Genomic DNA, 24,775 nt, shown 5'->3' on the forward strand with positions numbered 1-24,775 from the left:
GCTATCCAGCGCTGGATATATAGCGTGTGACGGTCTTTTCCACGACGTCCAGCGGGGAATTGCCGCCGAGGATCACCGCCGTGTTGAAGCCCTTGAAATCATAGGCATCGCCCATTGCGCGCTTGGCGCGTTCGCGCTGGCGGACGATCTGCGAATGGCCGATCTTGTAGCCGCAGGCCTGGCCCGGCCAGCTGCAATAGCGGTCGACCTCGCTCGCGACTTCTTCCGGCTTGCTGCCGTTTCGCTCGACGAAGAACTGGCGGCCCTGTTCGCGCGTCCAGCGCTTGTGATGCAGTCCGGTGTCGACCACCAGTCGGCAGGCGCGAAAGGCGAGGCTTTGCAGGTAGCCGAGGCGGCCGACCTGGAAATCGTCGTAGGCGCCCAGTTCGTCGGCCAGCTGCTCGGCATACAGCGCCCAACCTTCGGAAAAGGCGTTGAAGGCGAGGATGGAGCGGATCAGCGGCAGGCGGTTGGAGAATTCGCCCTCCCACGCATGGCCCGGAATACTCTCGTGATAGGTGAGGTCGGCGAGGTCGTATTTGCGGTGCAGATCGGTGGTGCGCAGGTTGATCCACATGCGTGCAGGGATCGAGCCGTCCTTACTGCCCGCGCCGCCATAGGCACCGGGTGCGCCGGGTTCTTCGGCGAGCGGCAGGCGGCGCACTTCGACATTGGGTTCGACCAATTGGTTGAACGCGCGCGGCATCTGCGCGGTGATCCAGTCGATGCGGCCCTTGATGAACGCCATGATCTCGGCGCGACCGGGATCGCCTTCGGCAAACTTGTAGCGCGGATCGGTGGAGAGCTTTTGCATCCGCTCGCCCACGGAGCCGGAATCATAGCCGATATCGCGCAGGATCGGGTCCATCCGCGAATGGAGGTCTTCCAGTTCCTGCAGACCCTGTTCGTGGATTTCGTCGGGCGAGAGCGTGGTGGTGGTGCTGGCCTTCAGCGCCCAAGCGTACCATTCCGGCCCGCCCGGCTGCGCCCACATGCCCGCGTTGGAGTTCGCGCGCGCACGCTCGGTCTTAAGCTCCGCCAGCTGGCGCTGGAGCGCGGGTACGATCTGCTGCTCGGTCATGCGTCTGGCGGTCGTCATCGCGGAGGCGCGAATCGCCTCGGGCGCTTTTTCGAGCGGATTGACGTAATCGGACGGCGCCGACTCGATGCTCGCTTCCATCGCGGCGATGGCTTTGTCGAGCAGGAAGTCGGGCGGGATCACGCCAAGCGAGCGCGCCTTCTCCAGCCGCTCCAGCTCGCCGTCGAGCGCGGTATCCACGCTTGCCAGCCGGTCGAGATAATAGCCGGCGTCGGCCTCGTCGGCGAGCGGCTGCGAGGAATCGAGGAAGCGCGGCATGTCGAGATAGGTGCCGACGTTCTGGATCACGACGTAGGGCGCATTACGCCAGCTGCCGACAGCGACATCGCCATAGGGCAGGTCGAAGCCCTCGGCCGCCGTGCTAAAGGCGCTGCGCACGACTTCGAAACTGGTCGCCTGGTCATTGCTCAGCCCACTTTCGTCGAGCCCGGTCATCTGGTCGACCACCCAGCGCAACGTGGCGGCGTATTCGCGCTGGCCGGAGATCGACTGGTCTTCCAGCTTGCCACGCAGGTAGGCGAATTCGCCGGTATCAACCCCAAGGCCGGTCGCCCGATCGGGTTCATGCTCGAGCAGGCGGTAGGATACGCTGTCGAGCCATTCGTCCGGATCGGTGCCGATGGGGCGAAGGCGTGGCACGCCACCATTCGCGGCGCAGCCACCCAGCGTGAGGGCGGTGGAGGCGGTAAGCCCGGCGAGGGCCTGTCGGCGGGTAAGGGTCAGGTTTGTCATGGTTGCGGACGATGGAACCGTGCCGCTTCCCCGTCAATCGCTGCGGCGCTAGGGAGCACCAATGCTCGACCTCGTTCTCTCGCTGCTCGTCCTCGCCGCCTTCGCGCTTATCGCGGGCGGGGTCATCCTGTTCCGCCGCGGCCACCGCAAGCAGGCAGGGCTGATGGTGGTCGCCGCACTGGTTGCGCTGTTGAACGTTGCGATCTGGACGATCCCCGATTCCGAGGGCCGCGCGCCGGTCGATGGCGTCGCGACCCCCGAAGGCATGACCGGCGAGGGGTAGCCCCGATCAGTTGGGAATCTGCCAGCGCACCGCGCCGCTGTAGTTGCCCGCAACCGCGCGGCCCTGGTCGTTCTTGGCCGGATCGAACCGCGCCCTGCGGCTGACCAGCTGGCAGGTCGCCTCGTCGAGAGCGGAAACCCCGCTCGACCGTGTGACCGAGCAGTTTTCCACCTTCCCGCTCGCGCCTACGGAAACGCGGTAACCAACGGTTCCATCATAGCCGCGAGAGATCCAGCTCGACCGATAGTCGTTCTGCGTCACCCAGCTGTTCTGGCTGTTCGAGGGACGTGCCGGGACGGGATCGAACGTCGGCGTGGGCACGGGCGGCGGAGGTGGCAGGGACACGGTCGGCAGCGGGCTAGGGTAGGCCTTCGGCACCGGGGGTGCCGGGGGAATGATGATGTCCGTGGTATCGACGGGTGGCGGATTGATCGCCAGGTCCAGCGGAGTCTCGGGCACCATCACTTCGCGCGCCGACGGTTGGGATTTGGTCGGCGGCTGTTCCACCGGGTCGGGCGGCGGCGGGGGCGGATCTAGCTTGAACTGCGTGCCGACGAGCTTCTTCACCTCTGGCGGAACGAAGCTCCCCGTGGCGAGGCCATAGATCAGGATCGCCCCGATCCCGGCGTGGATCGCAGCGACCCCCGCGATCGCGGCGACGCGGTTTTGCGGTGTTTGTGCGTTGGCATAGGCCATGTGCATCTCTCCTGTTTTTGCAGGCGACTTATCGCCACCTTGGTAGAGATGTTACACTATAACCATGAACAGAAGCTAGATGGTATAACGTTTCAAAAGAAGATTGACTTTAGACACACCCGTTCGCCGCGCGAATTGCGCGGGAAACGGGGGATGTCTGAAAGTTGGCGGGCTATCCCGCCCGCGCAATCAGCGGATCGGGCAGGACGGATCGAGGCGGAAGTCGAGGTAGTTGTTCACCGCACCCATCATCTCGTCCTGCTCCTTCTCGAAGAAGTGGTTGGCGCGCGGGATTTCCTCGTGGTGGATGGTGATGTGCTTCTGCGTCCGCAGCTTCTCGACCAGCTTGGTGACCGCCGGCGGGGGCACCACCGTGTCGGCCGCGCCGTGGACGAAGATGCCGCTGGCGGGGCAGGGGGCGAGGAAGCTGAAATCGTACATGCTCGCCGGCGCACCGACCGAGATGAAGCCGCGGATCTCGGGGCGGCGCATCAGCAACTGCATGCCGATCAGCGCGCCGAAGCTGACGCCCGCGACCCAGGTGACCTGCGCTTCTTCATGGATCGACTGGATCCAGTCGAGCGCGCTGGCCGCGTCGGACAATTCGCCGATGCCATTGTCGAAGCTGCCTTGGCTGCGGCCCACGCCGCGGAAATTGAAGCGCAGCGTCGCGAAACCGCGATCGACGAAGGTCTTGTACAGGCTCTGCGTGATCCGCTCGTTCATCGTGCCGCCGCCCTGCGGGTGCGGGTGGAGGATCAGCGCAACCGGCGCGCGCGGGCGCGGCGGGGGGGAGAAACGGCCTTCGAGACGGCCTTCGGGGCCGGGAAAGATGACGGTGGGCATGGGTGCTTTGGGTCCGGAAATAGCGAGGCTGACACACGCGACGGTGGCGCGCATGAAGTGCGCGGCTATATAGGCTTTATGCCGCATTTCGCAATTACTTCGAGCATTCTGGCGAGCATCGCTTGAGCAAGCCGCGCATCTATCTCGACCACGCCGCCACCTCCCCGCTGCGCCCCGAGGCCAAGGCGGCGATTGAGGAAGGCTTCGCGATCTGGGCCAACCCGTCGTCCCCACACGCCGAGGGGCGCAAGGCCAAGCAGGCGCTGGAGGATGCCCGCGCACGGGTGAAGGCCGCGCTGGGGTGGGATGGCGAGGTGATCTTCACCAGCGGCGCGAGTGAGAGTGCGCTTCTTGCGTTCGACAACGCCCACGTTCTCGATGAAGCGGTGAGCGCGGTCGAGCATGATGCTATTTACACGATGGTCTTGAACAGGGGGGCCGAGAGCATTCCCCTAAGATCCGACGGCATGATCGACACAGCTGCTCTCGATCGTCTGTCAAAAGAACCCTCTAGAGCTGCAAGTGGTGAAGTAGAGAATCGGTGCTTGATCGCAGTACAGCATGTGAACTCGGAAACGGGCACTCGGCACGACATCGGCATGGTTGCCGAAGTAGTGCACGGCAATAACGGATTGCTGCTGGTTGATTGTGCGCAGAGCGTGGGCAAGATTGAGATCCCGCAGATTGCCGATATGGTAATCGTTTCGGCTCACAAATTCGGTGGGCCAATCGGCGTCGGCGCATTGCTGGTGCGCGACTACGCTATGCTAAACCCCCCAGGCGGTCACGAGCGTGGCTATCGGCGAGGGACGGAGAATCTTCCTGATATTCTGGGCATGGCGGCAGCGCTTGAGGCAGGAGAATGGACGACCACTCCGGAAGACCGCGCAAAGTTTCGCGAAAGTCTCGACAAAACGGCCCTGCGGATTGGGGAGCAGGTCGACTATATCGTTCCTCTCACCCACCCCACAATGAGCGCCCAGGCCCAGCTGATCCGGCTCGACGCGATGGGCTTCGCGGTGTCGGCGGGCAGCGCGTGTTCTTCGGGGACGCTCAAGAAGAGCCGAGTGCTCGATGCTTTTGGCGTGCCCGACGATGTCGCCGCGCGCACGATCCGCGTCAGCATGGGGTGGAACACCACGCCCGAGGAGTTGGATGCGTTTGCTGAGGCTTGGTCCTCCCTCAAGTGACCCGCTCGTCCTGAGCTTGTCGAAGGACTGCACTTTCTTCTACGCAAGGCGCGAAGGGAACTACGATGCTTCGACAAGCTCAGCATGAGCGGGTTCGATTTACATGATCTACCTCGACTACCAGGCCACGACCCCGCTCGCGCCCGAAGCGCGTGAGGCGATGCTCGCGTGGCTCGGCGGGCCCGAGAGCGGGACCTTCGGCAACCCGCACAGCCCGCACCGCATGGGTCGCGCAGCAGCCGCGGCAGTCGAGTTGGCGCGCGAACAGGTCGCGGCGCTGTTCCCGCCCGGTGGTCAGGTAATCTTCACCGGCAGCGCGACCGAGGCGCTCAATCTGGCGATCCGCTGCAACACACCCGTCCGGGCTGGCGAGCACACCGCCTTCAGCGCGATCGAGCATGCGGCCGTGATCGATACCGTAAAGGCGATCGGCAACTGGACCGAATTGCCGGTCGGCCCGAACGGCGTCATCGCGCCCGATGTCGAGATGCCCAAATACGTCGGGCTGCTCTGCGTCATGCAGGTCAATAACGAGATCGGCACCATCCAGCCGATTGCCGACATGGCACGCCGCGCGAAGGAGACCGGCGCACTCCTGCTGGTCGATGGCGTCCAGGCGGCAGGCAAGATGGCGCTGCCTCAGCAAGCCGACATGATCGCGGTCAGCGCGCACAAGCTGCACGGGCCCAAAGGGATCGGCGCGCTGTGGGTGCGCGACGGGCTGTCTCTCACACCCCATATCGAGGGTGGCGGTCAGGAGCAGGGCCTGCGCTCGGGCACGCTCAGCCCAGCGCTATGCGCAGGGTTCGGCGCAGCGGCAAAGCTGGCGGTCGAGAGGCGGGACGAGGACGCCGGGCATGTCGAGCAGCTGTGGCACATTGCCCGCGACGCCTTCTCAGGCTGGACGCTCAACGGCAGTGCGGAGCATCGCTGGCACGGCAATCTCAACATTCGGAAAGACGGCCTCGATGTCGCGCGCCTCATGAGCGAATGCCGCGAGGTCATGTTTTCCGCCGGGTCGGCTTGCGCCAGCGGGTCGGGCCGGACGAGCCATGTGCTGCGCGCCATCGGGCTCAGTGACGCGCAGGCGAAATCCTCGATCCGCCTCGGCTGGGGGCGCTACACCACGCGCGAGGGTATGCAGCGCGCGTGCAAACTCATCATTCAAGCGGCGGAGAGCCAGGCATGAAGGTCATCTTTCACAAGGCGGACGGGCAGCGGGTCGAGGCCGAGGCGCAGGCGGGCGACGTGCTGCTACGCGTCGGCCAGGCTGCGGGCATGCCGCTGGAGGGCACCTGCGAGGGGCAGATGGCCTGTTCCACCTGCCACGTGCTCGTCGCGAAGGACTGGTTTGCGCATTTGCCCGAGGCGAGCGAGGACGAGGAAGACATGCTCGACCTCGCCTACGGCGTGCGCCCGACCAGCCGCCTGTCGTGCCAGATCACGCTGACCGATGCGCTCGACGGGCTCGAAGTCACCATCCCCGCCGACGCGCACGATATGAGCGGGCGCTAGGTGAATCTCTCCCCTCCCCACGGGGAGGGGCCGGGGGTGGGGGAGCGCGCGGTAGGCGCGCGTCAAAACTATCGGTCTTGCAAGCCCCCACCCAACCCTCCCCCGCACGGGGGAGGGCTATGCCCCCGATCGCCTGGAGCCTATTCCGCGCTGGTATCGTCAGGTGCGCGCCGCCGCAGCCGCTTCACCACCGCCCAGATGCCGAATCCGACCAGCCCGATAGGCAGGAAGATTGTCAGTAGTACGATGAGCGCGCCGATCACCGTGCCCGCGACCGGGCCGATCGAGCCGATCGATTTGCGGATGGGCTCGAAGAAGCCGCCGGGGCCCGCGCCCTCGCTCTGATAGTTCACGGTGATGCGCGAATAGGCGACGCGGCCGCGCATTTCCTGCAGCCAGCTGCGCGCCTGATCGATCTCTTCATTGACCTGCGCCACGCCGCGTTCGGCCTCGACCAGCTCCTGCACGCTGCCCTTGCGGGTGCGCAGCACTTCCATCAGCCGGTCGCGCAGCACTTCGCGGCTGCGCAGGCGCGCTTCGGTGTCGACGATCTGCTTGGAGAGATCCTCGCCCTCGATGGATGAGGAAACCTGGTCGCCCCCGGCCTTCTCAGTCGCCGCAACAAGCTCGCGCCCGAATTCGCGCGCCTTGTCCGCCGCGACGGAGAGTTGCAGCTCGCCATAGCCGTAATCGTTCTCCGCGCCGTTCTGCTGGAGCGAGCGGACCTGGCAGGTGAGCGGGCCAAGCTTGATGCACATGTCGGCGTGGCGTTCCTGCAAGGGCGCGATCTCGTCGCGCGCGACGCGGAAGCCGTAGGAATAGACATAGGCGATCTTTGGCGCGGCGGCGGGGATTGCGGGGAGCGAGCTGGTCTCGTTTCCATCACTTCCGGCCTCGGCAGAGGCGATAGCCGGTGGAGGAGGCGGTGCGGCGTCGGCCATCGGTTCTTCCGCCACGTCTACCGTGGTGACCGCCTCTGCCGTCTCGTAGGAGCTGTTGTCGGAACAGGCAGGCAGCGCGAGGGCGCCGGCGGACACGAGAAGTAGCGAAGAACGCAAAGCCATCAATTCTCTCCCCAATTTCAATGTGGCCATCACATTGCGAACACATTTATGCCTCAATTCCGCCACATCGACAAGCGCGCAGAAAAAAGCCCGGCCGCATTCCTGCGACCGGGCCCCGGTTTTCTAGGCTTTTTAAAAGCTTAGGCGTTTTCGGGCACCTTCTCCATCACGCGGCTGATCAGACGATCCGAGAAGGCGGGAATGTCGTCCGGATTGCGGCTGGTGATGAGGTTGCCATCTTCGGCCACTTCCTGATCGACCACGTTCGCGCCTGCATTCTTCATATCGGTGCGGATCGAGTGGTAGCTGGTCAGCGTCTTGCCTTCGACCAGACCCGCTTCGATCAGCAGCCACGGGGCGTGGCAGATCGCGGCGATCGGCTTGCCCGCAGCGTTGAACTCGCGGACGATGGCGACGGCGCGGTCGTTGACGCGCAGCAGGTCGGGATTGATCTGGCCACCGGGAAGAAGAAGGGCATCGTAGCCTTCGCAATTCGATACTTCGTCGACAGTCTTGTCGACCTTGATCGTCTTGCCCCAGTCGTCCTTGTCCCAGGCCTTGATTTCGCCCGCTTCGAGGCTGACCAGTTCGGTCTCGATGCCGGCATCTTCGAGGTTCTTTTTGGGATCGAAGAGTTCCGACTGCTCGAACCCGTTGGTGGCGAGGATCATAACGCGTTTGGCCATGATGAAGTCCTTTCGTATCAATTGTGCTTTCACGGGCTAAACGGGCGGGGAAAGCTTTGCGTTCCGCGCTTCTGGCCGAGGCGAGCCGGTGGTAGGGCGAGCCGATGGCTTCCAAAGATCAGGGCCCCGCGGAGCCCGATTCCCCCGCTGCAATCGTCGATGCGCCGTTCGAGACCGCGCTGTCCGAGCGGTATCTCGTCTATGCCCTGTCCACGATCACCGCACGTTCGCTGCCCGATCTGCGCGACGGGCTGAAGCCGGTTCACCGCCGCCTGCTTTGGGCGATGCGCCAACTGCGCCTCGGGCCCGACACTGCGTTCAAGAAGTCGGCGCGCGTGGTCGGCGAGGTGCTGGGCAAGTATCACCCGCATGGCGACACCGCGGTATACGACGCGATGGTCCGCCTCGCGCAGCCATTCGCACTGCGATACCCGCTGGTCGAAGGGCAGGGGAACTTCGGCAATATCGACGGCGATAATGCCGCTGCCGCCCGCTACACCGAAGCGCGCCTGACCAGGACCGCGATGGCCCTGATGTCGGGGCTGGACGAGGGCACGGTCGACTTCGTGCCGACCTACAACAACGAGGAAGAAGAGCCGGTCATCTTCCCCGGGCTGTTCCCCAACCTGCTCGCCAACGGGGCCAGCGGGATCGCGGTGGGCATGGCGACCAACATCCCCAGCCACAATGTCGCAGAAGTGATCGACGCGACGCTGGCGCTGATCGAGAACCCGGCAATCGAGCATGCCGAACTGATGCAGCTGGTGCAGGGACCGGACCTCGCCACGGGCGGGCTCATCGTCGACAGCCCGGAAACCATCAGTGCGGCGTACGAAACCGGACGTGGAAGCTTCCGCATCCGCGCGCGATTCCATGCGGCGGAAAGCGAGAACGCGGCCGACCGCGACGCCGGGATCGAGCGGCTGGGCGGCGGCCAGTGGCAGCTGGTCATCAGCGAAATTCCCTATCAGGTGCCCAAGGGCAAGCTGATCGAACAGATCGCGCAGGTCATCGCGGACAAGAAGGTCCCGATCCTGGAGGATGTGCGCGACGAGAGCGACGAGCAGATCCGCATCGTACTTGTCCCGCGCAGCCGCAATGTCGATCCCGAGTTGCTGAAAGAGTCGCTCTATCGCCTGACCGATCTGGAAACGCGCTTCGGCCTCAACATGAACGTGCTCGATGCGACGCGCACACCGATGGTGATGGGCCTGAAGGAGCTGTTGCAGAACTGGATCGCCAGCCAGATCGACATCCTCCAGCGCCGCAGCCGCCACCGGCTGGCGAAGATCGCGGACCGGCTGGAACTGCTCGAAGGCTATATCATCGCCTTCCTCAACCTCGACCGGGTGATCGAGATCATCCGCACCGAGGACGAGCCAAAGCCGGTGATGATGGCCGAATTCGGCCTGACCGACCGGCAGACCGAGGCGATCCTCAACATGCGGCTGCGCAGTTTGCGCAAGCTGGAGGAAATGCAGCTGCGGCAGGAGAAGGACGACCTGCTGAAGGAGCAGGACGAGCTTCAGAAGCTGCTCGATTCTCCGGCTCGCCAGCGCACCCGGTTGAAGCGCGATCTCAATGCCCTGCTCAAGGAATACGGCAAGGACACCGGGCTGGGCGCGCGCCGGACGACGATCCACGAAGCGGCGCCGACGGTCGAATTCAGCATGGACGCGATGATCGAGAAGGAACCTATCACGGTGATCCTGTCGGCGCGCGGCTGGATTCGCGCGGCGAAGGGCCATGTCGACCTGACGCAGGACTGGAAGTTCAAGGAAGGCGACGAACTTGCCTTCGTCTTCCACGCGCAGACCACGGACAAGCTGCTGATCGCGACCAACGACGGGCGCTTCTTCACCATGGGGGCGGACAAGCTGCCCGGCGCGCGCGGTTTCGGCGAACCGGTGCGCACGATGCTCGATATCGACAACGCGGCGCACATCGTCGCCTCATGGGCGCACAAGCCGAACGAGCGACTTTTGCTGGCGAGCACGCTGGGCAAGGGCTTCGTCATCAAAAGCGAAGATCTGCTGGCCGAAACCCGCAAGGGCCGCGCGGTGATGACGCTGAAGGGCGATGCCAAGCTGACTCGCGTCGCGCATATCGGCGAGGGGCACGATCACGTCGCGGTCGTGGGCGACAACCGCAAGCTGGTGGTGTTCAACCTGGAGGAAATGCCGGAGATGCAGCGCGGGCAGGGCGTCCAGCTGCAACGCTACAAGGATGGAGGGATGGCCGACGTCACCACCTTCAAGCTCGACGAAGGTCTCAGCTGGCAGATGGGCGGATCGGGCGAACGCACCCGCACCGAGATGGAGATGTGGCAGTGGAAGGTTGCGCGCGGCGGCGCAGGCCGAATGCCGCCGCAGGGCTTCCCGCGGGATAACAGGTTCTAAGCCACCTTCCTTAACCTGCTCAGCATGAGCGGAAGAGGGGGTGGGGGCCCCACAAAGAAAGGCGGGCCGGACAGCTTGCGCCATCCGACCCGCCCCTTGCGACCCTCGTGAGTGGTGGCCCCGAGGGAAATCGCGTGTTCTTACTGTCCGCCCGAAGCTTCCACTTCGGCATCGACCTCTGCGGTCGCTGCGCCGTTCAGCGCAGCCATCAGGTCTGCCTGCGGGACGAGCACGACCAGCGCACCGGTCTGGTTGGTCGCGAACTGGTCGCGAGCAAGCGTCAGCGGACCGTCGGCGAGAGTCAGGATGGCAGTGTCGCCGTTGACCTCGGTAATGGTGCCGATCTCGACGTTATCTGTGCTCATCACCGTCGCGCCGGTGATCAGCGCTGCGTCGCGCGCGGCAATTGCCTGCGCTTCCTGATCGGCGAAAAGCTGGTCGAGCTGCGCCTTGGTGACGGAGATCACCGGACCGTCAGGGCCTTCGCCCAGCACGTTGGCAGGGATCGAACCGGTGTGCGAACCGGTGTTCACGACCGCAACGCCGTTCTGCAGCGATTCGATCGTGGCGACTTCGGCGCCATCGGCGGTGTAGATCGTCGCGCCGACTTCGGGACCGACCTGGGCATAGGCGGCGGTCGCCAGCGTCAGCGCGGCGGCGGCGGTAAGGGCGGTCTTGAATTTCATCGAACTCTCCTTGTTGATGGCGACCTCTTGCAAGGCCGCAATGGGGGTGTCCCCCAGGAAACGGTCTGTGGCGCCGGATGGTCCCGCAAAAAGGGGACGAATGTGCCGCTCAGGGCACCTTCCGGGGTCGGTCGGTATGTAAATGAGGCAAATGATGTCAACCGCGATGCGGTCAATCATCCTCAGCCGTCCTGATCCGATGCACAATAATTAGAATATTGCGCATGAAGGGAAGCTTAAGAGCCTGTTGGGGTGGATTATTCGTCGCGCGCTGGATTACCCGCGCCGGTATCTGCAGCGGATTGATGAACGCGCGCGGCCGCTCGAGAACAGGCGGTGGAATGAGGCCGGACAGGCGGGCAAAGCCGTCATGTTCGAATGACTCTTGGGCGGCCGCGTCGAACACGGCAGACCGCGCAGGCCCGTCAGCCGCGTCCGGCCAACACGGCGTCGAGCAGTTCGAGGACGCGCGACCTGTCGGGGAAATCCTCCGCGATCCAGCGCGCCTCGACTTCGCGCAGAGCCTTCGAGACTTCGGGGCCTGCGAGCCCGCGCGCAACGATCTCTCCACCCTTTAGCGGCAGGTCGGGCACGTCCCAGCCGCTCAGCGGTCGCGGATCGTGCCCTTCCAGGATCAGGCGACCCACGGCGCATTCGCTCCCCTCGGCATAGGCAAGCGCCTTGGCAGCTTCGCCGTCGTCTGGCTGGCGGCGTGCGAGGCAGCCGAGAAGATCGCGATGCCTGCGCGAAAGGCGCAGCCTCGCGGCGACGTTGTCTGCCACGCCGTCGACTGCGGGGATCAGCGCAGCAAGGCGCGTGATCGCATCGCCCTCGACCTCGAACCGGGCTTCGCTTTGGATAAGGCGTTCGAGCGCCGCGATCTGGCTGGCGCCTGCTTCGGGCAGGATCACAGGTAGCACGCCGCGCGTCCGCATCCGCGCGATGGTCGGCGCGGGATCGGGCAGCGCGAGGATCGCAAGCAGCTCCATCGCCACACGCTCTCGGCTGAGGCCCTTCATCGTCGGGGCGAGTTCGGCGCAGGCATCCTCCGCCGCCTCGTCCAGCGCCGAACCGAAGCGCGCCTGAAAGCGATAGTACCGGAGGATGCGCAGGTGATCCTCGCGAATGCGCTCGTGCGGGTCGCCGATAAAGCGCACGCGGCGCGCGTCGAGATCGTCCAGCCCGCCGAAATAGTCCGATATCCGGAGCGTTTCCGGATGGGCGTAGAGCGCATTGATCGTGAAATCGCGGCGCGCCGCATCCTCGCGCCAGTCGCTCGCAAAAGCGACCGTCGCTCGGCGGCCATCGGTGGAAACGTCGTGGCGCAGCGTCGTCACTTCGACCGGGCCACCATCGAGCAGTGCGGTTATCGTGCCGTGATCGATCCCGGTCGGCACGGTCCTGATCCCCGCCGCCTTGCAGGCTTCGATCACCTCTTCTGGCCGGAGCGGGGTGGCGGCGTCGATATCCTTGACCGGCGCGCCCAGCAGCGTGTCGCGCACCGCGCCGCCGACCCAGCGGACATTGTCTGCCCCCAGCGCCGCGACCAGCGCCGCCAGATCGGCGCGCTGCGTCCATTCGCGTGAAGGTAGTGTCGCGGTCAAACCATTCTCCGCCCGCCCTCAACCTGTCGAAGGGCCGTTATTGCTCGATCCCTCGCGCTAGAAAAAGTGCGGGGTTTCGACAAGCTCTGCCGGGCGCTTCTAAAATGTTTCGGTAATCTCCAACCTGCGCGAAAGGTTGAAGATGATCGCGGCGGTCACGCCCCAGATGCGATAGCCTTCGAAATGCAGCTCGTAATACCGGCGCTCCGCCCCGCGCCACTGCGCGCGGTGCTCGGTGTAGTTGGACCTGTCGAACAGCACCTTCAGCGGAACTTCGAACCAGCTGTCGACCTCGCCCGGATTGGGCACCAGCGGCAGGTCGGGCGGGATCACGCCGAGCACCGGGGTTACGTCGAACCCGGTTCCGGTATGGTAGCGATCGGTCGCACCGATCACCCGCACCAGCGATGGGTCGAGCGCCAGTTCTTCATGCGCCTCGCGCAGAGCAGCCTCCACCGCATCCTCCCCCGGATCGAGCTTGCCGCCGGGAAATGCGACCTGTCCGGGATGGTTGCGCATGCCGCGCGGGCGCTGCGTGAGGATGGCACCGGGTTGTTCGCGGTCGGTGACCGGGATCAGCACCGCGGCGGGGCGCGGATCGCGGTCGGCGAATTCCTTGTCGGTCAGCAGACCGGGCAGTTCGATCCCGTGGCCTTCGTCGAAGATCGCCTGGAGGCGGTCGACCAGTTTGCCAGCAGGTGCGCTCACGGCTTCAGGGCAAACGTCTCGCCCATGCTCGAGACGGTCCAGTCGTCGTCCGCCTGATCCGCGGAGACCGCAAGGGCGTGTTCGGCCAGCTGCTGGTAAGTGCTGCGGTTGAGCCGCGCGTCCAGCCCGCGCCGCACGCCGAGATAGAGCGCAGGCGTTTCCGCATCGCCGCGCGCGACGATGGGGTGGTCGGGGCCCGCAATCACCAGCTCGTCGGTATTGAGGCGGAAGGCGAGGGCAGGCCCCCCGTTTTCCTGCCGCACGACCATGTCGGTGGCGACGAACGCGGCATCCTCGACCTCGATAGAAAGCATTTCGAACGGCGAGATCAGCCAGTGCCGCCCGCTCTCGTCGCGCACCAGCAGGCCGGAGAACGCGCGGACCATGGCCTGCCGGTTGATGGGGCTGCCATCGTGGAACCACGTGCCATCGGCCGCGATCCGCATCCCCGATTCGCCCATCTTGGTGGGCGCCCAGCCTTCCACCGGCGGCAACTTGCGCGCCTCAACCTGCTCGGCGATCTGCGCCAGGGTCAGCGAAGCGAGGTGGGGTGGGGGCTCGTAGGGCATCTCGGATTCCTTGGCAGAAGCGCGAAGGTCGCGCAATCGAGCACGGCTAGCTCCGCCACGGGCCCAGCATTCCGCGCTTGGGCAGCACGGCGGGATTGGCGCAGCGGACCAGCAGGCGGTGCCGTTCGACCGGGCCGGGAGTGTCCCATCCGCCGGTCGGTGCGGCGGTGAAATCCCATTTGTCGTAATATTCGGGGTCGCCGATCAGGACTTGCGGAAGCGCAGGGTTCTCCGCCGTCGCAGGGCCCTCGATGGCGCCCAGCGCGGCCGCCATCAGCGCGCGGCCATAGCCTTCGTTCTGGCGGCTCGGCGCGACCGCCACAGGGCCGACCATCAGCAGCGGATATTGCCGCCCGTCCTCGTCGGTCAGCGAGACCGGCCATAGCTCGATCGTGCCGGCAAGGTAGCCATCATCGTCGAGCGCGGCGAAGCTGAGGCCGGCCAGACGCTCCAGCCCCTCGCGGATGCGATAGGCGGTGCGCGTCGTCCGGTCGTCGCCGAACACCGCGTCGAGCAATTCTTCGTGCATGGCGGCCGGAACCGCGTCGATGGGTACGATCGTGGGCATGGGCTGCGCCGGTTAGGCCGCAGCGCGGTGCGAGTCGATAGCTTTCCCGCTCGCCCTGAGCTTGTCGAAGGGCAGTTTTTCTTTCGCGACCACGGCTCTGAAGAAAAGTGCAGCCCTTCGACAAGCTCAGGGTGAGCGGAGTCTCGGGGGAAACTGGCTGCCTAACTCGCTGGCGTCAGCTTGCGCAGCCTGCCGCCGTCGCCGTCCTCCAGTACCCAGAGCGCGCCATCGGGCCCCTGCACGATTTCGCGCAGCCGCTTGCCGAAATCGTAGCGCGCGGCCTCGGTCGCGGTAGTGCCGTCCATCTTCACGCGGACGATGTTCTCTTCCTTGAGGTTGGCGATCAGTGCGTCGCCCTTCCAGTCGGGGAACAGGTCGCCCGAATAGAACAGGAAGTCGCCGGGCGCGATGACCGGGGTCCAGTAGATCGCGGGCTTGGTGAAGCCGTCGTCCGCGCTGTGATCGGGGATCGGCGTGCCGTCGTAATTGTCGCCGTTCGAGCGGACCGGCCAGCCGTAATTATTGCCTCGCTCAACAAGGTTCAGCTCGTCGCCCCCCGCAGGCCCGTGCTCCAGATCCCACAAGCGCCCGGCGCTATCGAATTGCAGTCCGAGCAGGTTGCGGTGGCCGTAGGACCAGATCTGGTCACTGGGCGAGCCCTTGTTCGCAAACGGATTGCCCGCCGCCGCGCTGCCATCGAGGTTGAGGCGTACCACCGTGCCGAGCGTGTTCGAGGTGTCCTGCGCGGGCTCACCCTTCTGGCGTTCGCCGCTGGAGACGAACATGTACTTCTCGTCGGGGCTGAAGGCGATACGGTGCGAGAAGTGGCCGCGTCCGGTCACCTTGGGCGTCTGGCGCCAGATAACCTCGAGGTTCTCGACCGCGCAGGACGCATCGTCGCACGCCAGCTGGCCGCGCCCGACCACCGCGCCGCGCGTGTTGCCGTCGCCCGCTTCGACCCAGCTGAGATAGATCGTGCGCGTACCGATGGTGGCGGCCGCCTCGCTGTCGAGGAACGCCACATCGCCGAGCCCGCCCTGACCGCCGTAGTCGACTTTCGGTGCACCGCTGACGGTCACCGTTTTTCCGGTCGCGCTGTCGACAGCCTTGATGCTGCCTGCCTTCTCGGTAACCAGCAGCACCTTAGTGCCGGGCACGAAGGCCGCTGCCCAGGGTTCGTCGAAGCTCGCGATATTCTGCACCGCGAACGGCCCGACAGTCTCGTCGGGCGTGGCAGTGGTGGGGGTGGAAGAGGTCGGGTTAGGCGCATTCTCCCCGGACGAGGCGCTGCCGCAGCTTGAGGCGGCGAGGGCGACGCTGATAGACAGGGCGGCAGACATCAGGCGGTTCTTGGTCATGCTGGCAGCTATTCCCTTCGCAAAATTCGTGAACGACTGCCCCCCGGGTGCGCTCGTCGTCGGCGTGGACGAGGCGGGGCGCGGGCCGCTTGCCGGGCCGGTGGTGGCGTCGGCCGTGGCATTGTGCAAGCCGCGCCCGGCGGGGCTCGACGATTCAAAAAAGCTTACCGCGAACAAGCGTTCCACGCTCGACCTGCAGGTCAGGCGCCGCTGCGCGTGGGGCGTCGCGGTGATCGAGCCTGACGAAATCGACCGGCGCAACATTTTCGGCGCGACGATGTACGCGATGACGCTGGCGGTGGCGCGGGTGGCCGAAGCGATGGGGCGAGCACCCGATATCGTGCTGGTCGACGGCAACCTGACCCCGCATGGCCGCTGCGCCGAGTGGCAATGGCCCGCGCGCGCGATCGTGGGCGGCGATGCGAAGGAACCGGCGATTTCCGCCGCCAGCATCGTCGCCAAGGAATGGCGCGACCGGCTGATGATCGCCGCCGCAGCTGAGCATCCGCATTACGGGTGGGAGCGTAACAAGGGTTACGGGACCGCAGAGCATCTCGATGCGTTGAGGCGACACGGGCCATGCGCGCTGCACCGCCGCAGCTTCGCACCGGTCGCCCAGCAGGAGATGTTTGCATGAGCGGTTTCACCTTCCACGATATTCCCGACCAGACCGGGCGCACCGCGCTGGTCACAGGTGCGAATACCGGCATCGGCTTCCACATCGCCGAAATGCTCGCGAAGAACGGCGCCAAGGTGCTGATGGGCTGCCGCAATCGCGACAAAGCGGAAAGCGCGCGGCAGGACCTGCTGAAGCTGGCGCCGGGTGCGAGCATCGAGATCGTCGAGCTGGACCTTGCCGACATGGCATCGGTCCGCGCGGCGGCCGAGAGTATCGACAGCCTCGATGTGCTGATCAACAATGCCGGGATCATGTGGGTGCCGCACGCCATCGGCACGGGCGGGGCGGAGATGCACTTTGCGGTCAACCATCTCGGCCATTTCGCGCTTGCCTCTCTGCTGCTGCCCAAGCTCGCCAAGGGCAAGGACCCGCGCGTCGTCGTCCAGTCGAGCATCGCGCACCGCCCGGCCTCGATCGATTTCGAGAACTTGTCGGGGGAACACGACTACGCGCTCCAGAAATTCTACGGCCAGAGCAAGCTTGCCAACCTGATGTTCGCGCTGGAGCTGGACCGGCGGCTGCGCGCGGCGGGATCGCCCATAGCCAGCATCGCGTGCCACCCCGGCGTCGCCAAGACCGAGCTGACGCGGCAGGTGACCTGGGCGAAGTGGGTGATGCCGGTTGCCGCACCGCTTCTCAACACCGCCAAGCAGGGCGCGCTCCCCGCCTTGCAGGCGGCGACCGATCCGGCGGCGCAGGGCGGCGACTATTATGGCCCCTACGGCTTCATGGAAGCGCGGGGCGCGACCTCGGGCAGGGCGGTCGCCACCGCTACCGCGCGCGACCCGCTGCTCGCCGCGCGACTGTGGGAGATTTCCAAGGACATGACCGGGGTCGATCCCGGGCTCAAACCCGCGACCTGATCGGGGTGCGGCAGGCAGACGTTAGTCGAGCATCCGCCGGGCTTCCTCGGTAATCGTGGTGGCGATTTGATGATAGGCGTCGGCCAGCACGCTGCCCTTGCGCCATACCGCCGCGATCGAGCGGTGCGCCTTCCAGTCGGGAATGTCGAAGCGCCGGACCATATGCTCCCCGCCGCTTTCCGACCGCAGATAGGTTTCGGGGAGGATCGCCAGTCCGAGCCCTGAACCTGCCATTTGCTGCAATCCGTCGAGACTGGTGCCCTCGTAATCGCGCAGCTCGCGCGCCCCGATCTGTTCGCAGATTTCACCCACTTGGCGGGCATAGTGATGCCGCCGGTCGAGCGTCAGCATATCCACCCCTTCGAAATCGGCGATGGAGAGTGCCTCGCGCGTGTGAAACGGATGGTCGGTCGGCCCAACCAGCAGCAGCGGCTCGCGAAACAGCGGTTCGATTGTCAGGCGCGGATCGTCGATCGGCAGCGGGGCGAGCATCATGTCGAGATCGCCGCTCGCAAGCGCCTGCGCCTGATCGTCGGGAATGCCTTCGCGCACATGCAGCCTCAGGTCAGGGTGCGCGCCGTGCAGCCGCATGACGACCTGCGGCATCAGATAGGGGCCGAGCGTGGGCGTCACGCCGAAACGGATCGTGCCCACCAGCAACCCGCCGACGCGCGAGGCGAGCCGCTGGATGTCCGACACTTCGCTCAGGATGCCGCGCGCGCGGCGGGCGATCTCTCGCCCGACCGGCGTCAGCGCGACGGGTTGCCCGCGTTCGACCAGTTCCGCCCCCAGCGTCTTCTCCAGCTTGCGCAGCTGGTGGCTCAGTGTCGGCTGGGTGACGTGCAGGCTTTGCGCGGCGCGACCGAAATGCCGTTCCTGCTGGATCGCGACGAGGTAGCGGAGCTGTTTGAGCGTGAGCGCCATAGATAAAATCTATTGAACCACTGTTTCTGTTTCAATTGGAATCATGATTGCGGCCTTGCGATATCGGTTGGCGTACCGAGTGAAAGGAGACGAACATGCAATCCCACCTCGACAAGCTTCGTCAGGCGCATCGCGACCTCAACCGCGCGATCGACACCACCCGTGCACCCGGTCGCCAGGAAGACGTGAAGCGGCTCAAGAAGATGCGGCTCGCGCTCAAGGATCGCATCGCGGATATCGGCACCCCCCGATCCCCTCGCCGCGTGTGATCCTGCCTCCCGCCGCGCAGGGCGCTCCTCCCCGCGTCCTGCGCGGCGCTTGTTTCCACCGCCGTCGCCTGCCAGACAGGCTTAAAGGACAATAATCCGGGGCCTTTCATGACCACCGAGCCTGTGCCTGCACCCAGACCGCCCGAAATCCTTGCCCGAGCAGCGCGTTCGCTGCGCGACTTCCTGAAGCAGGAAAGCGCGGGCGGGATCGTGCTGATGGCTGCTGCCGCGATTGCGGTGCTGTGGGCGAACAGCCCGCTGTCGCCTGCCTATTTCGGGATGCTCGACACGCAGGTCGCAGCAACCGTGGGTGGGGAGGGCGTCAAGAAATCCGCGCTGCTGTGGATCAACGACGGGCTGATGGCGCTGTTCTTCCTGCTCGTCGGGCTGGAGGTGAAGCGCGAGGTGCTGATCGGGCAGCTTTCCAGCTGGCAGCAATCTTCGCTCCCCATCTTCGCCGCGCTGGGCGGCATGGCCATGCCCGCTGTGGTGTTCGTGGCGATCAACCTCGGCCAGCCGGGCAACCTGCAAGGCTGGGCGATCCCCGCCGCGACCGACATTGCCTTCGCGCTCGGCATTCTCGCGCTGCTCGGCAGCCGGGTGCCCGTGGCACTCAAGGCGCTGCTGCTTGCGGTGGCGGTGATCGACGATATCGGCGCAATCGCGATCATCGCGCTTTTCTATACCCCGGGCGTGGACCTCGGAATGCTCGGCGCGGCTGCGGTCGTGCTCGTCCTGCTGGCGGGCTTCGGCTGGATGCGCGTCGGCTCGTCCATTCCCTACGCCATCCTCGGCGTGGCGCTGTGGTACTTCGTGCTGAAATCGGGCGTCCATGCGACGCTGGCCGGTGTCGCGCTGGCGATGTGCATCCCGATGACCGACCGCAAGGGCGAGCCGAAGCTGGAGCATTGGGAGCATGGCCTGCACCCGTGGGTGGCGTTCATGGTCGTGCCGATCTTCGCGCTCGCCAATGCGGGCGTCTCGTTCGAAGGGATGCAGCCTGCCGCGCTGCTTGCGCCGCTGCCGCTCGGCATTGCGCTGGGCCTGCTCATCGGCAAGCAGCTCGGGATCGTCGGCCTTGCCTGGCTGGCGGTGAAATCGGGAATTGCCCGTCTTCCGCAGGGGGTAGGCTGGATGCAGGTCTGGGGTCTTTCGCTTATTGCGGGTATCGGTTTCACCATGAGCCTGTTCATCGGTAACCTCGCCTTCGCCGATCCTGCCGCGATCAATGCGGTCAAGCTGGGCGTGCTTGCGGGCTCGATCATCTCCGCGCTGCTCGGCGTGACGATACTTCTGAAGGGACGCCGCGCATGAGTGGATCGCTGATCCTCGTCGCCATCGGGCTGGTTGCCCTGGCCGTTGGCGGCGAGCTGCTGGTGCGCGGTGCGGTCGGTATCGCTCTCAAGCTGGGCGTCTCGACGCTGTTCACCGGGCTGGTGATCGTCGGCGCGGCGACCTCGATGCCCGAAATGGTCGCCAGCATTCAGGCGGTATTGGCCGGTTCGCCCGAGATTGCGTGGGGCAATATCGTCGGCTCCAATATTGCCAACTCGCTGCTGATCCTCGGCGGTGCGGCGGTGGTTGCGCCGATCGTGCTGGCGGGCGTCGGGCGCCGAGATTCCGTGGTTGCGCTACTGGTGACGCTGGTGGCGGCGGGGATCGCCTATACAGGCTATGCCGACCGGTACGTCGGCGTTGCCCTGCTGGTGGCGCTGGTACTCTATATCGTGTGGCGATACCGCCACCCGCCGGCCAAGGCCGAAGTCGAAGCGGAAGAGACCGCTGCACCGCCCAACTTCCTGCTCTCGCTCGTCTTCTTCGTCGCGGGCGTCGCGGCGCTGGTCTTCGGGGGCGGCTGGCTGGTGACCGGGGCGATCGAAATCGCGAGCGACCTTGGCGTCAGCGAGACGGTGATCGGCCTGACCATCGTCGCGGTCGGCACGTCTCTGCCCGAGCTTGCCGCATCCGCCGTCGCCGCCTTTCGCGGCCATGCGGAACTGGCGCTGGGCAACGTGCTGGGGTCGAACATCTTCAACATCCTGCTGATCGGCGGGGTCACGATGAGCGTTTCGGGGCAGCCGCTGCCGCCCGAACTGCTGGCGACCGCATGGCCCGTGTGCATTGCGTCGGCTTTGCTGTTGGTGTTGCTCTGCCGCTACATGAACCGCATCGGGCGGCTGTTCGGCCTGCTGATGCTGGGCGCTTTCGCAGCCAACACGGCGATTGCGTTCACCTGATCCGGCACCCGGTTTCGTTCGATTTACCAGGCGCTAACCAAACCCGTTTACCAAGTTTGACTTGACGGCGAGTCCGCGAGGACTCATCGAGTCGCCCTGTGGATAAATCTGGTGAGGGGGCCTCAAGCAAACAATGCCGGTAGAGACGATTGCAAGGACTCGGGCGGAAAGCCGGACGCGGGGCAAGGCCAAGGCTGCGCCCGCTCCCGCGCTGCCGTTGGGGCAGATCCTCGATGGCGATTGCGTCGAGCGGCTGCGCGAATTGCCCGACAACAGCATCGATCTCGTGTTCGCCGATCCGCCCTACAACCTGCAGCTGGGGGGCGATCTCAACCGGCCCGATGGCAGCCATGTCGACGCCGTGACCAACGACTGGGACCGGTTCGACAGCTTCAAGACTTACGACGATTTTTCAAAGGCCTGGCTGGCGGAGTGCCGACGCGTTCTGAAGCCCGACGGCGCGCTGTGGGTGATCGGCAGCTATCACAATATCTACCGCCTCGGCGCGACCTTGCAGGACCTGGGCTTCTGGATCCTCAACGACATCGTGTGGCGCAAGACCAACCCGATGCCCAATTTCCGCGGCACCCGCTTCACCAATGCGCACGAGACGCTGATCTGGGCGAGCCAGGGCGAAAAGGCGAAGTACCAGTTCAATTATCGCGCGATGAAAACGCTCAACGACGAACTCCAGATGCGCAGCGACTGGACCTTCCCGATCTGCTCGGGCGGGGAGCGGCTGAAGGATGACGAGGGCCACAAGGCCCACCCGACGCAAAAGCCCGAGGCGCTGCTCTACCGCGTGCTGCTCGCCACGACGGAGCGCGGCGACGTGGTGCTCGACCCGTTCTTCGGCACCGGCACCACCGGCGCGATCGCCAAGCGGCTGGGCCGCGAATGGATCGGTTGCGAGCGTGAAGAAAGCTATCGCGCAGTCGCCCGCGCACGGATCGAGAAGGAACTCCCGCTCGACGAAACCGCGCTGACCACGATGCAGAGCAAGCGCACCGCACCGCGCGTCGCCTTCGGCACGCTGGTGGAGGCGGGCTTCGTCAAACCCGGCACGCAGGTGTTCGACAAGAAGCGCCATTTCACCGCCACGGTGCGCGCCGACGGGTCGCTCGTCTGCGATAAGCTCAACGGTTCGATCCACCAGGTCGGCAAGGACCTGCAAGGTGCATCCAGCTGCAACGGCTGGACCTTCTGGCACTACGAGGACGAGGGGCTGGTGAAGCCATTGGACGCCGCGCGGCAGCTCTATCTGCTCGCGACGGAGGATTGACGTCCGCTCCCTTCCACCCGTCGTCATGATCCCGTCCGTCCCCACCCTGCATTCCGAACGCTTCCGGCTGCGCCCGCTGGTGCGCGACGATGCACGCGCGCTTTTCCCGACGCTGGGCGATCCGCAGCAGTGCCTCTACCTCACGCGCCCGGCGTTCGGGAGCGAGGAAGAGCTGTGGGGCTGGCTGGCCGAACCGGGCTGGAACGGGCGCACCTGGATTGCCGAGGATGGCGAGGGCGAAGTGGTGGCTCGCGTCGTTGCGGTGCCGACCGACGACCCCGAGGTCGAGGAAATCGGCTACATCACCTGCGCGCATCGGCAGGGCGAGGGGATCGCGCGCGAATGCACCGCTGCGCTGCTCGCATACCTGCTGGGTGAAGAGGGCAAGCGCGAGGTCATCGCCGAGGTCGATGCGGAGAACATCGCGTCGATCCGCCTGCTGGACCGCCTCGGTTTCCATCGAAGCGCGCTGCACATTGCATTCGAGGAAACGCACAAGGGCGTCTGCGACGTCGCGATCTACACGCTTTCGCGAGAGCGGTAGGCCGACCGCAAAGCCCGGGCCCGGCCGTCGGCGGGCAGTGTCAGGAGGTCGGTTCCAGCTCGCGGTCGCCGGAAAGGTCGCAATAGCCATCCTTGAACGGACTGGCTTCGATTCCGGCCCGCAGTTCGGGCAACAGGCGTTCGCGGATCGGGAGTGAATTGCCGCTGCTGTTGCGGTCCACGCTCTGGTGGGCCTGAAACATGCTGGCGGTCTTGATCCGCAGCGGTTTTCCGCCGGAATTCAGTTGTTCGCCGGGTGGACGCAGGTTGAAATGCTGCATCATCCGTTCGGACTGGCCGAGCGGCGAATGGACCAGGTCCGCGTGCTTCACCGTCAGGATGCGGTCGCCGAAAATGCTCTGCCAGTGCTTCAGCAATGCCGCCTCCGCGGCGAAATACCGGCCGATGTCGCGCAGGCTGTTGGTCCACGGTAGCGATCCCGGGAACAGCGAGCGGTAGCACGACCATGCCGTGTCCACCGGGTCGCGCATCACGTAAATCACCCGTGCATCGGGCAGGGCGTGGAGCAGCAGCCCCATCCACTGGGTCTGCAGCAGGGTCTTGTCCACCACACAGCGTGCCTCGGGAAACTGGTTCCACATAAGCAGCGAATAGGCGCTGGCCAGCTTCTCCCATACGCCGGGTCCATTGCCCGCCCGGTCGCGCGCACGCGCCCATTCGATATCGGGCGTTTCGGTCTGGAAGAGGCGATAGCCCCACAGGTTTACCTCTCCGCCGGAGCGGACATCGGGGTGCGCCGCCAGAAGGCGTTCGGCCAGCGTCGTGCCCGACCGCGGCAGGCCGGTTACGAACAGTGACCGCGATCCCTGCAGCCGCGACGGGGTCAGGGAATCGAGAGCTGCGCGATCGAAGGACTTGATGACATGCCCGACAAAGGCGTCGTGCCGATCGGGATCGAACGCCTGCAAGCCGCGCTGCAGGTCCGCCGCCGCAGTGATCGTGTCGAGCGAGGCGTCGAATTCGCCGATGTCCCATTCGGCCTTGCCGATCGCATAACCGATCCGCGAGGCACGCCGACGGTCCTGCCCGTCGAGATGGGTCGCCAGAACGCGCATCTCGGCCAGATCGGGGTCGTCCGGCGTAAATTTCTTGATCCCGCTGAGGGTGAGCCATGCCGCATCGACGGACACGCCTGCCTCCACGACGCATCGCAGCCATTCCTCCGCTTCGGAGAAATCGCCGTTCTGCGCGTACAACAGGCCCATCAGGTACGCGGCTGCCGGGTGTTTCTGATCCGGCTCGGGCAATTGCTGCAACAGGGAGAGCGCCTGCTCCTCCCGGCTGAATTCCGCGAGCGTTTCGCAATACATCGTTTGCGGCTGGAGAAAGCGTGAATCGATGGAGGCGTAGCGCCGGGCGGCCTCGATCGCGGCACCGCCTTCGCCCACCGAGCTCGCGAAATCGATGAGACGATGCCAGAAATCGGGCGTGCCGTCGCTGGCGCTGAGCAGCTCGATCATCGCATTGCGCATGCCCTGTCGATCGAGACTGGCAGCGGCCTGCTGCGCTTCATGAAAAAGGCGCATGGTTTCCATTCGTCAGCCCTTACGCAACGCCGCAACCGGCGCGTTCCAGAGAACGGGCCGACAATGTCGGGACGAGGTGGGCGGGGGATGGCATGTTTCGTCGAACTTCTGGCGATGGAACCGAGAGGAGCACCTTATTGATAACCGTTCGCGTTTCTATGGGTGTGTCGCCCTTCACGCACCGGAATTCGCCCAACGGATGAAAATGACCGACGAAATGCATCGAAAGCAAACCTGCGGGGGCAGCGTGCCGCACCGGGTGAGATTGCAGGCGCGCGGATCGGCGGTGAACTGCCGATCGGGGCAGTTATGCCGGGAGGCCCCTGCTGCAACATCTGTCCTACGAGGCGATAGGCCGCTACCAGCTTAGCCCATGGCCAAGATCACGATCCCGTACCGCAGCGCGTCCCGTCCTTCGAATATACAGC

At 65.3% G+C, this 24,775-nt stretch carries 26 protein-coding genes; 12 read left to right on the forward strand and 14 right to left on the reverse strand.

Annotation, left to right across the window (positions count from 1 at the left end):
• Nucleotide 1: 1 nt before the first annotated feature.
• Nucleotides 2-1,831, reverse strand: a complete 1,830-nt coding sequence (locus tag AAG591_RS01630) for a DUF885 domain-containing protein (protein ID WP_342529155.1) — start codon at nt 1,829-1,831, stop codon at nt 2-4.
• 61 nt (nt 1,832-1,892) lie between these two features.
• On the opposite strand from AAG591_RS01630, the gene AAG591_RS01635 reads away from it, so the two are divergent.
• Nucleotides 1,893-2,114 carry a hypothetical protein gene (locus AAG591_RS01635; protein WP_342529156.1) on the forward strand — a complete coding sequence of 74 codons (222 nt, stop codon included), beginning with the start codon at nt 1,893-1,895 and terminating at the stop codon, nt 2,112-2,114.
• Nucleotides 2,115-2,120: 6 nt separating this feature from the next.
• On the opposite strand, the gene AAG591_RS01640 is transcribed toward AAG591_RS01635, so the two are convergent.
• Nucleotides 2,121-2,810, reverse strand: a complete 690-nt coding sequence (locus tag AAG591_RS01640) for an energy transducer TonB (protein ID WP_342529157.1) — start codon at nt 2,808-2,810, stop codon at nt 2,121-2,123.
• Between the two features lie 189 nt (nt 2,811-2,999).
• Nucleotides 3,000-3,656, reverse strand: a complete 657-nt coding sequence (locus AAG591_RS01645; protein ID WP_342529158.1) for an alpha/beta hydrolase — start codon at nt 3,654-3,656, stop codon at nt 3,000-3,002.
• A gap of 122 nt (nt 3,657-3,778) precedes the next feature.
• On the opposite strand from AAG591_RS01645, the gene AAG591_RS01650 reads away from it, so the two are divergent.
• The 3 genes from AAG591_RS01650 to AAG591_RS01660 all read left to right on the forward strand — a co-directional run bounded on the left by AAG591_RS01650 (nt 3,779) and on the right by AAG591_RS01660 (nt 6,361).
• A complete protein-coding gene (locus AAG591_RS01650; protein WP_342529159.1) occupies nt 3,779-4,846 on the forward strand; it encodes a cysteine desulfurase family protein in 1,068 nt (355 codons plus the stop codon).
• 103 nt (nt 4,847-4,949) lie between these two features.
• Nucleotides 4,950-6,035, forward strand: coding sequence for a cysteine desulfurase family protein (locus AAG591_RS01655; RefSeq protein ID WP_342529160.1), 1,086 nt, complete (start codon nt 4,950-4,952; stop codon nt 6,033-6,035).
• Nucleotides 6,032-6,361 (forward strand): 2Fe-2S iron-sulfur cluster-binding protein, encoded by a 330-nt coding sequence (locus AAG591_RS01660; RefSeq protein ID WP_342529161.1) that lies wholly within the window; start codon nt 6,032-6,034, stop codon nt 6,359-6,361. The genes AAG591_RS01655 and AAG591_RS01660 overlap by 4 nt, the downstream gene beginning before the upstream one ends.
• A gap of 140 nt (nt 6,362-6,501) precedes the next feature.
• On the opposite strand, the gene AAG591_RS01665 is transcribed toward AAG591_RS01660, so the two are convergent.
• Together AAG591_RS01665 and AAG591_RS01670 are read right to left on the reverse strand one after the other, a co-directional pair.
• Nucleotides 6,502-7,425 carry a DUF4349 domain-containing protein gene (locus tag AAG591_RS01665; RefSeq protein ID WP_342529162.1) on the reverse strand — a complete coding sequence of 308 codons (924 nt, stop codon included), beginning with the start codon at nt 7,423-7,425 and terminating at the stop codon, nt 6,502-6,504.
• 140 nt (nt 7,426-7,565) lie between these two features.
• On the reverse strand, nt 7,566-8,111 hold the full coding sequence (locus AAG591_RS01670) for a type 1 glutamine amidotransferase domain-containing protein (RefSeq protein ID WP_342529163.1): 546 nt from the start codon (nt 8,109-8,111) through the stop codon (nt 7,566-7,568).
• Nucleotides 8,112-8,215: 104 nt separating this feature from the next.
• Between AAG591_RS01670 and parC the strand changes: the two genes are divergently transcribed.
• Complete coding sequence (gene parC / locus AAG591_RS01675; RefSeq protein ID WP_342529164.1) at nt 8,216-10,510, forward strand: DNA topoisomerase IV subunit A; 2,295 nt, start codon at nt 8,216-8,218, stop codon at nt 10,508-10,510.
• 140 nt (nt 10,511-10,650) lie between these two features.
• On the opposite strand, the gene AAG591_RS01680 is transcribed toward parC, so the two are convergent.
• The 7 genes from AAG591_RS01680 to AAG591_RS01710 form a co-directional block, all read right to left on the reverse strand.
• Nucleotides 10,651-11,196 (reverse strand): hypothetical protein, encoded by a 546-nt coding sequence (locus tag AAG591_RS01680; RefSeq protein WP_342529165.1) that lies wholly within the window; start codon nt 11,194-11,196, stop codon nt 10,651-10,653.
• A gap of 172 nt (nt 11,197-11,368) precedes the next feature.
• Nucleotides 11,369-11,602, reverse strand: a complete 234-nt coding sequence (locus AAG591_RS01685) for a hypothetical protein (protein ID WP_342529166.1) — start codon at nt 11,600-11,602, stop codon at nt 11,369-11,371.
• 19 nt (nt 11,603-11,621) lie between these two features.
• Nucleotides 11,622-12,800 (reverse strand): CCA tRNA nucleotidyltransferase, encoded by a 1,179-nt coding sequence (locus AAG591_RS01690; RefSeq protein WP_342529167.1) that lies wholly within the window; start codon nt 12,798-12,800, stop codon nt 11,622-11,624.
• 99 nt (nt 12,801-12,899) lie between these two features.
• On the reverse strand, nt 12,900-13,508 hold the full coding sequence (locus AAG591_RS01695) for a CoA pyrophosphatase (RefSeq protein WP_342529168.1): 609 nt from the start codon (nt 13,506-13,508) through the stop codon (nt 12,900-12,902).
• Nucleotides 13,505-14,077 (reverse strand): DUF1285 domain-containing protein, encoded by a 573-nt coding sequence (locus AAG591_RS01700; protein WP_342529169.1) that lies wholly within the window; start codon nt 14,075-14,077, stop codon nt 13,505-13,507. The genes AAG591_RS01695 and AAG591_RS01700 overlap by 4 nt, the downstream gene beginning before the upstream one ends.
• 46 nt (nt 14,078-14,123) lie before the next feature.
• The gene (locus AAG591_RS01705; RefSeq protein WP_342529170.1) at nt 14,124-14,645 is read right to left on the reverse strand and encodes a GNAT family N-acetyltransferase; all 522 of its coding nucleotides are present in this window, start codon (nt 14,643-14,645) and stop codon (nt 14,124-14,126) included.
• Between the two features lie 161 nt (nt 14,646-14,806).
• The gene (locus AAG591_RS01710) at nt 14,807-16,003 is read right to left on the reverse strand and encodes a PQQ-dependent sugar dehydrogenase (RefSeq protein WP_342529171.1); all 1,197 of its coding nucleotides are present in this window, start codon (nt 16,001-16,003) and stop codon (nt 14,807-14,809) included.
• Between AAG591_RS01710 and AAG591_RS01715 the strand changes: the two genes are divergently transcribed.
• Together AAG591_RS01715 and AAG591_RS01720 are read left to right on the forward strand one after the other, a co-directional pair.
• Nucleotides 16,002-16,640, forward strand: a complete 639-nt coding sequence (locus tag AAG591_RS01715) for a ribonuclease HII (protein WP_342529172.1) — start codon at nt 16,002-16,004, stop codon at nt 16,638-16,640. The two genes, AAG591_RS01710 and AAG591_RS01715, sit on opposite strands and share 2 nt — an antisense overlap.
• On the forward strand, nt 16,637-17,545 hold the full coding sequence (locus tag AAG591_RS01720) for an oxidoreductase (RefSeq protein ID WP_342529173.1): 909 nt from the start codon (nt 16,637-16,639) through the stop codon (nt 17,543-17,545). Before AAG591_RS01715 ends, AAG591_RS01720 begins: the two co-directional genes overlap by 4 nt.
• 21 nt (nt 17,546-17,566) lie before the next feature.
• On the opposite strand, the gene AAG591_RS01725 is transcribed toward AAG591_RS01720, so the two are convergent.
• A complete protein-coding gene (locus tag AAG591_RS01725) occupies nt 17,567-18,469 on the reverse strand; it encodes a hydrogen peroxide-inducible genes activator (RefSeq protein WP_342529174.1) in 903 nt (300 codons plus the stop codon).
• Between the two features lie 95 nt (nt 18,470-18,564).
• On the opposite strand from AAG591_RS01725, the gene AAG591_RS01730 reads away from it, so the two are divergent.
• The 5 genes from AAG591_RS01730 to AAG591_RS01750 all read left to right on the forward strand — a co-directional run bounded on the left by AAG591_RS01730 (nt 18,565) and on the right by AAG591_RS01750 (nt 22,801).
• A complete protein-coding gene (locus AAG591_RS01730; RefSeq protein ID WP_342529175.1) occupies nt 18,565-18,738 on the forward strand; it encodes an HP1242/YdcH family protein in 174 nt (57 codons plus the stop codon).
• A 108-nt stretch (nt 18,739-18,846) separates the two neighbouring features.
• Nucleotides 18,847-20,052: a Na+/H+ antiporter NhaA gene (gene nhaA / locus AAG591_RS01735; protein WP_342529176.1), complete on the forward strand. Its 1,206-nt coding sequence runs from the start codon at nt 18,847-18,849 to the stop codon at nt 20,050-20,052.
• Entirely contained in the window at nt 20,049-20,975 is a 927-nt protein-coding gene (locus AAG591_RS01740) for a calcium/sodium antiporter (protein ID WP_342529177.1), read from the forward strand. Before nhaA ends, AAG591_RS01740 begins: the two co-directional genes overlap by 4 nt.
• A 133-nt stretch (nt 20,976-21,108) precedes the next feature.
• Complete coding sequence (locus AAG591_RS01745; RefSeq protein WP_342529178.1) at nt 21,109-22,257, forward strand: site-specific DNA-methyltransferase; 1,149 nt, start codon at nt 21,109-21,111, stop codon at nt 22,255-22,257.
• 25 nt (nt 22,258-22,282) lie between these two features.
• Nucleotides 22,283-22,801: a GNAT family N-acetyltransferase gene (locus tag AAG591_RS01750; protein ID WP_342529179.1), complete on the forward strand. Its 519-nt coding sequence runs from the start codon at nt 22,283-22,285 to the stop codon at nt 22,799-22,801.
• 40 nt (nt 22,802-22,841) lie between these two features.
• Here the strand turns inward: AAG591_RS01750 and AAG591_RS01755 are convergent, their stop codons facing one another.
• Entirely contained in the window at nt 22,842-24,347 is a 1,506-nt protein-coding gene (locus AAG591_RS01755) for a tetratricopeptide repeat-containing sulfotransferase family protein (protein WP_342529180.1), read from the reverse strand.
• Between the last annotated feature and the right edge of the window lie 428 nt (nt 24,348-24,775).

Source organism: Citromicrobium bathyomarinum (assembly GCF_038594485.1).
GTDB classification, from domain to species: Bacteria; Pseudomonadota; Alphaproteobacteria; order Sphingomonadales; family Sphingomonadaceae; genus Alteriqipengyuania; species Alteriqipengyuania bathyomarina_A.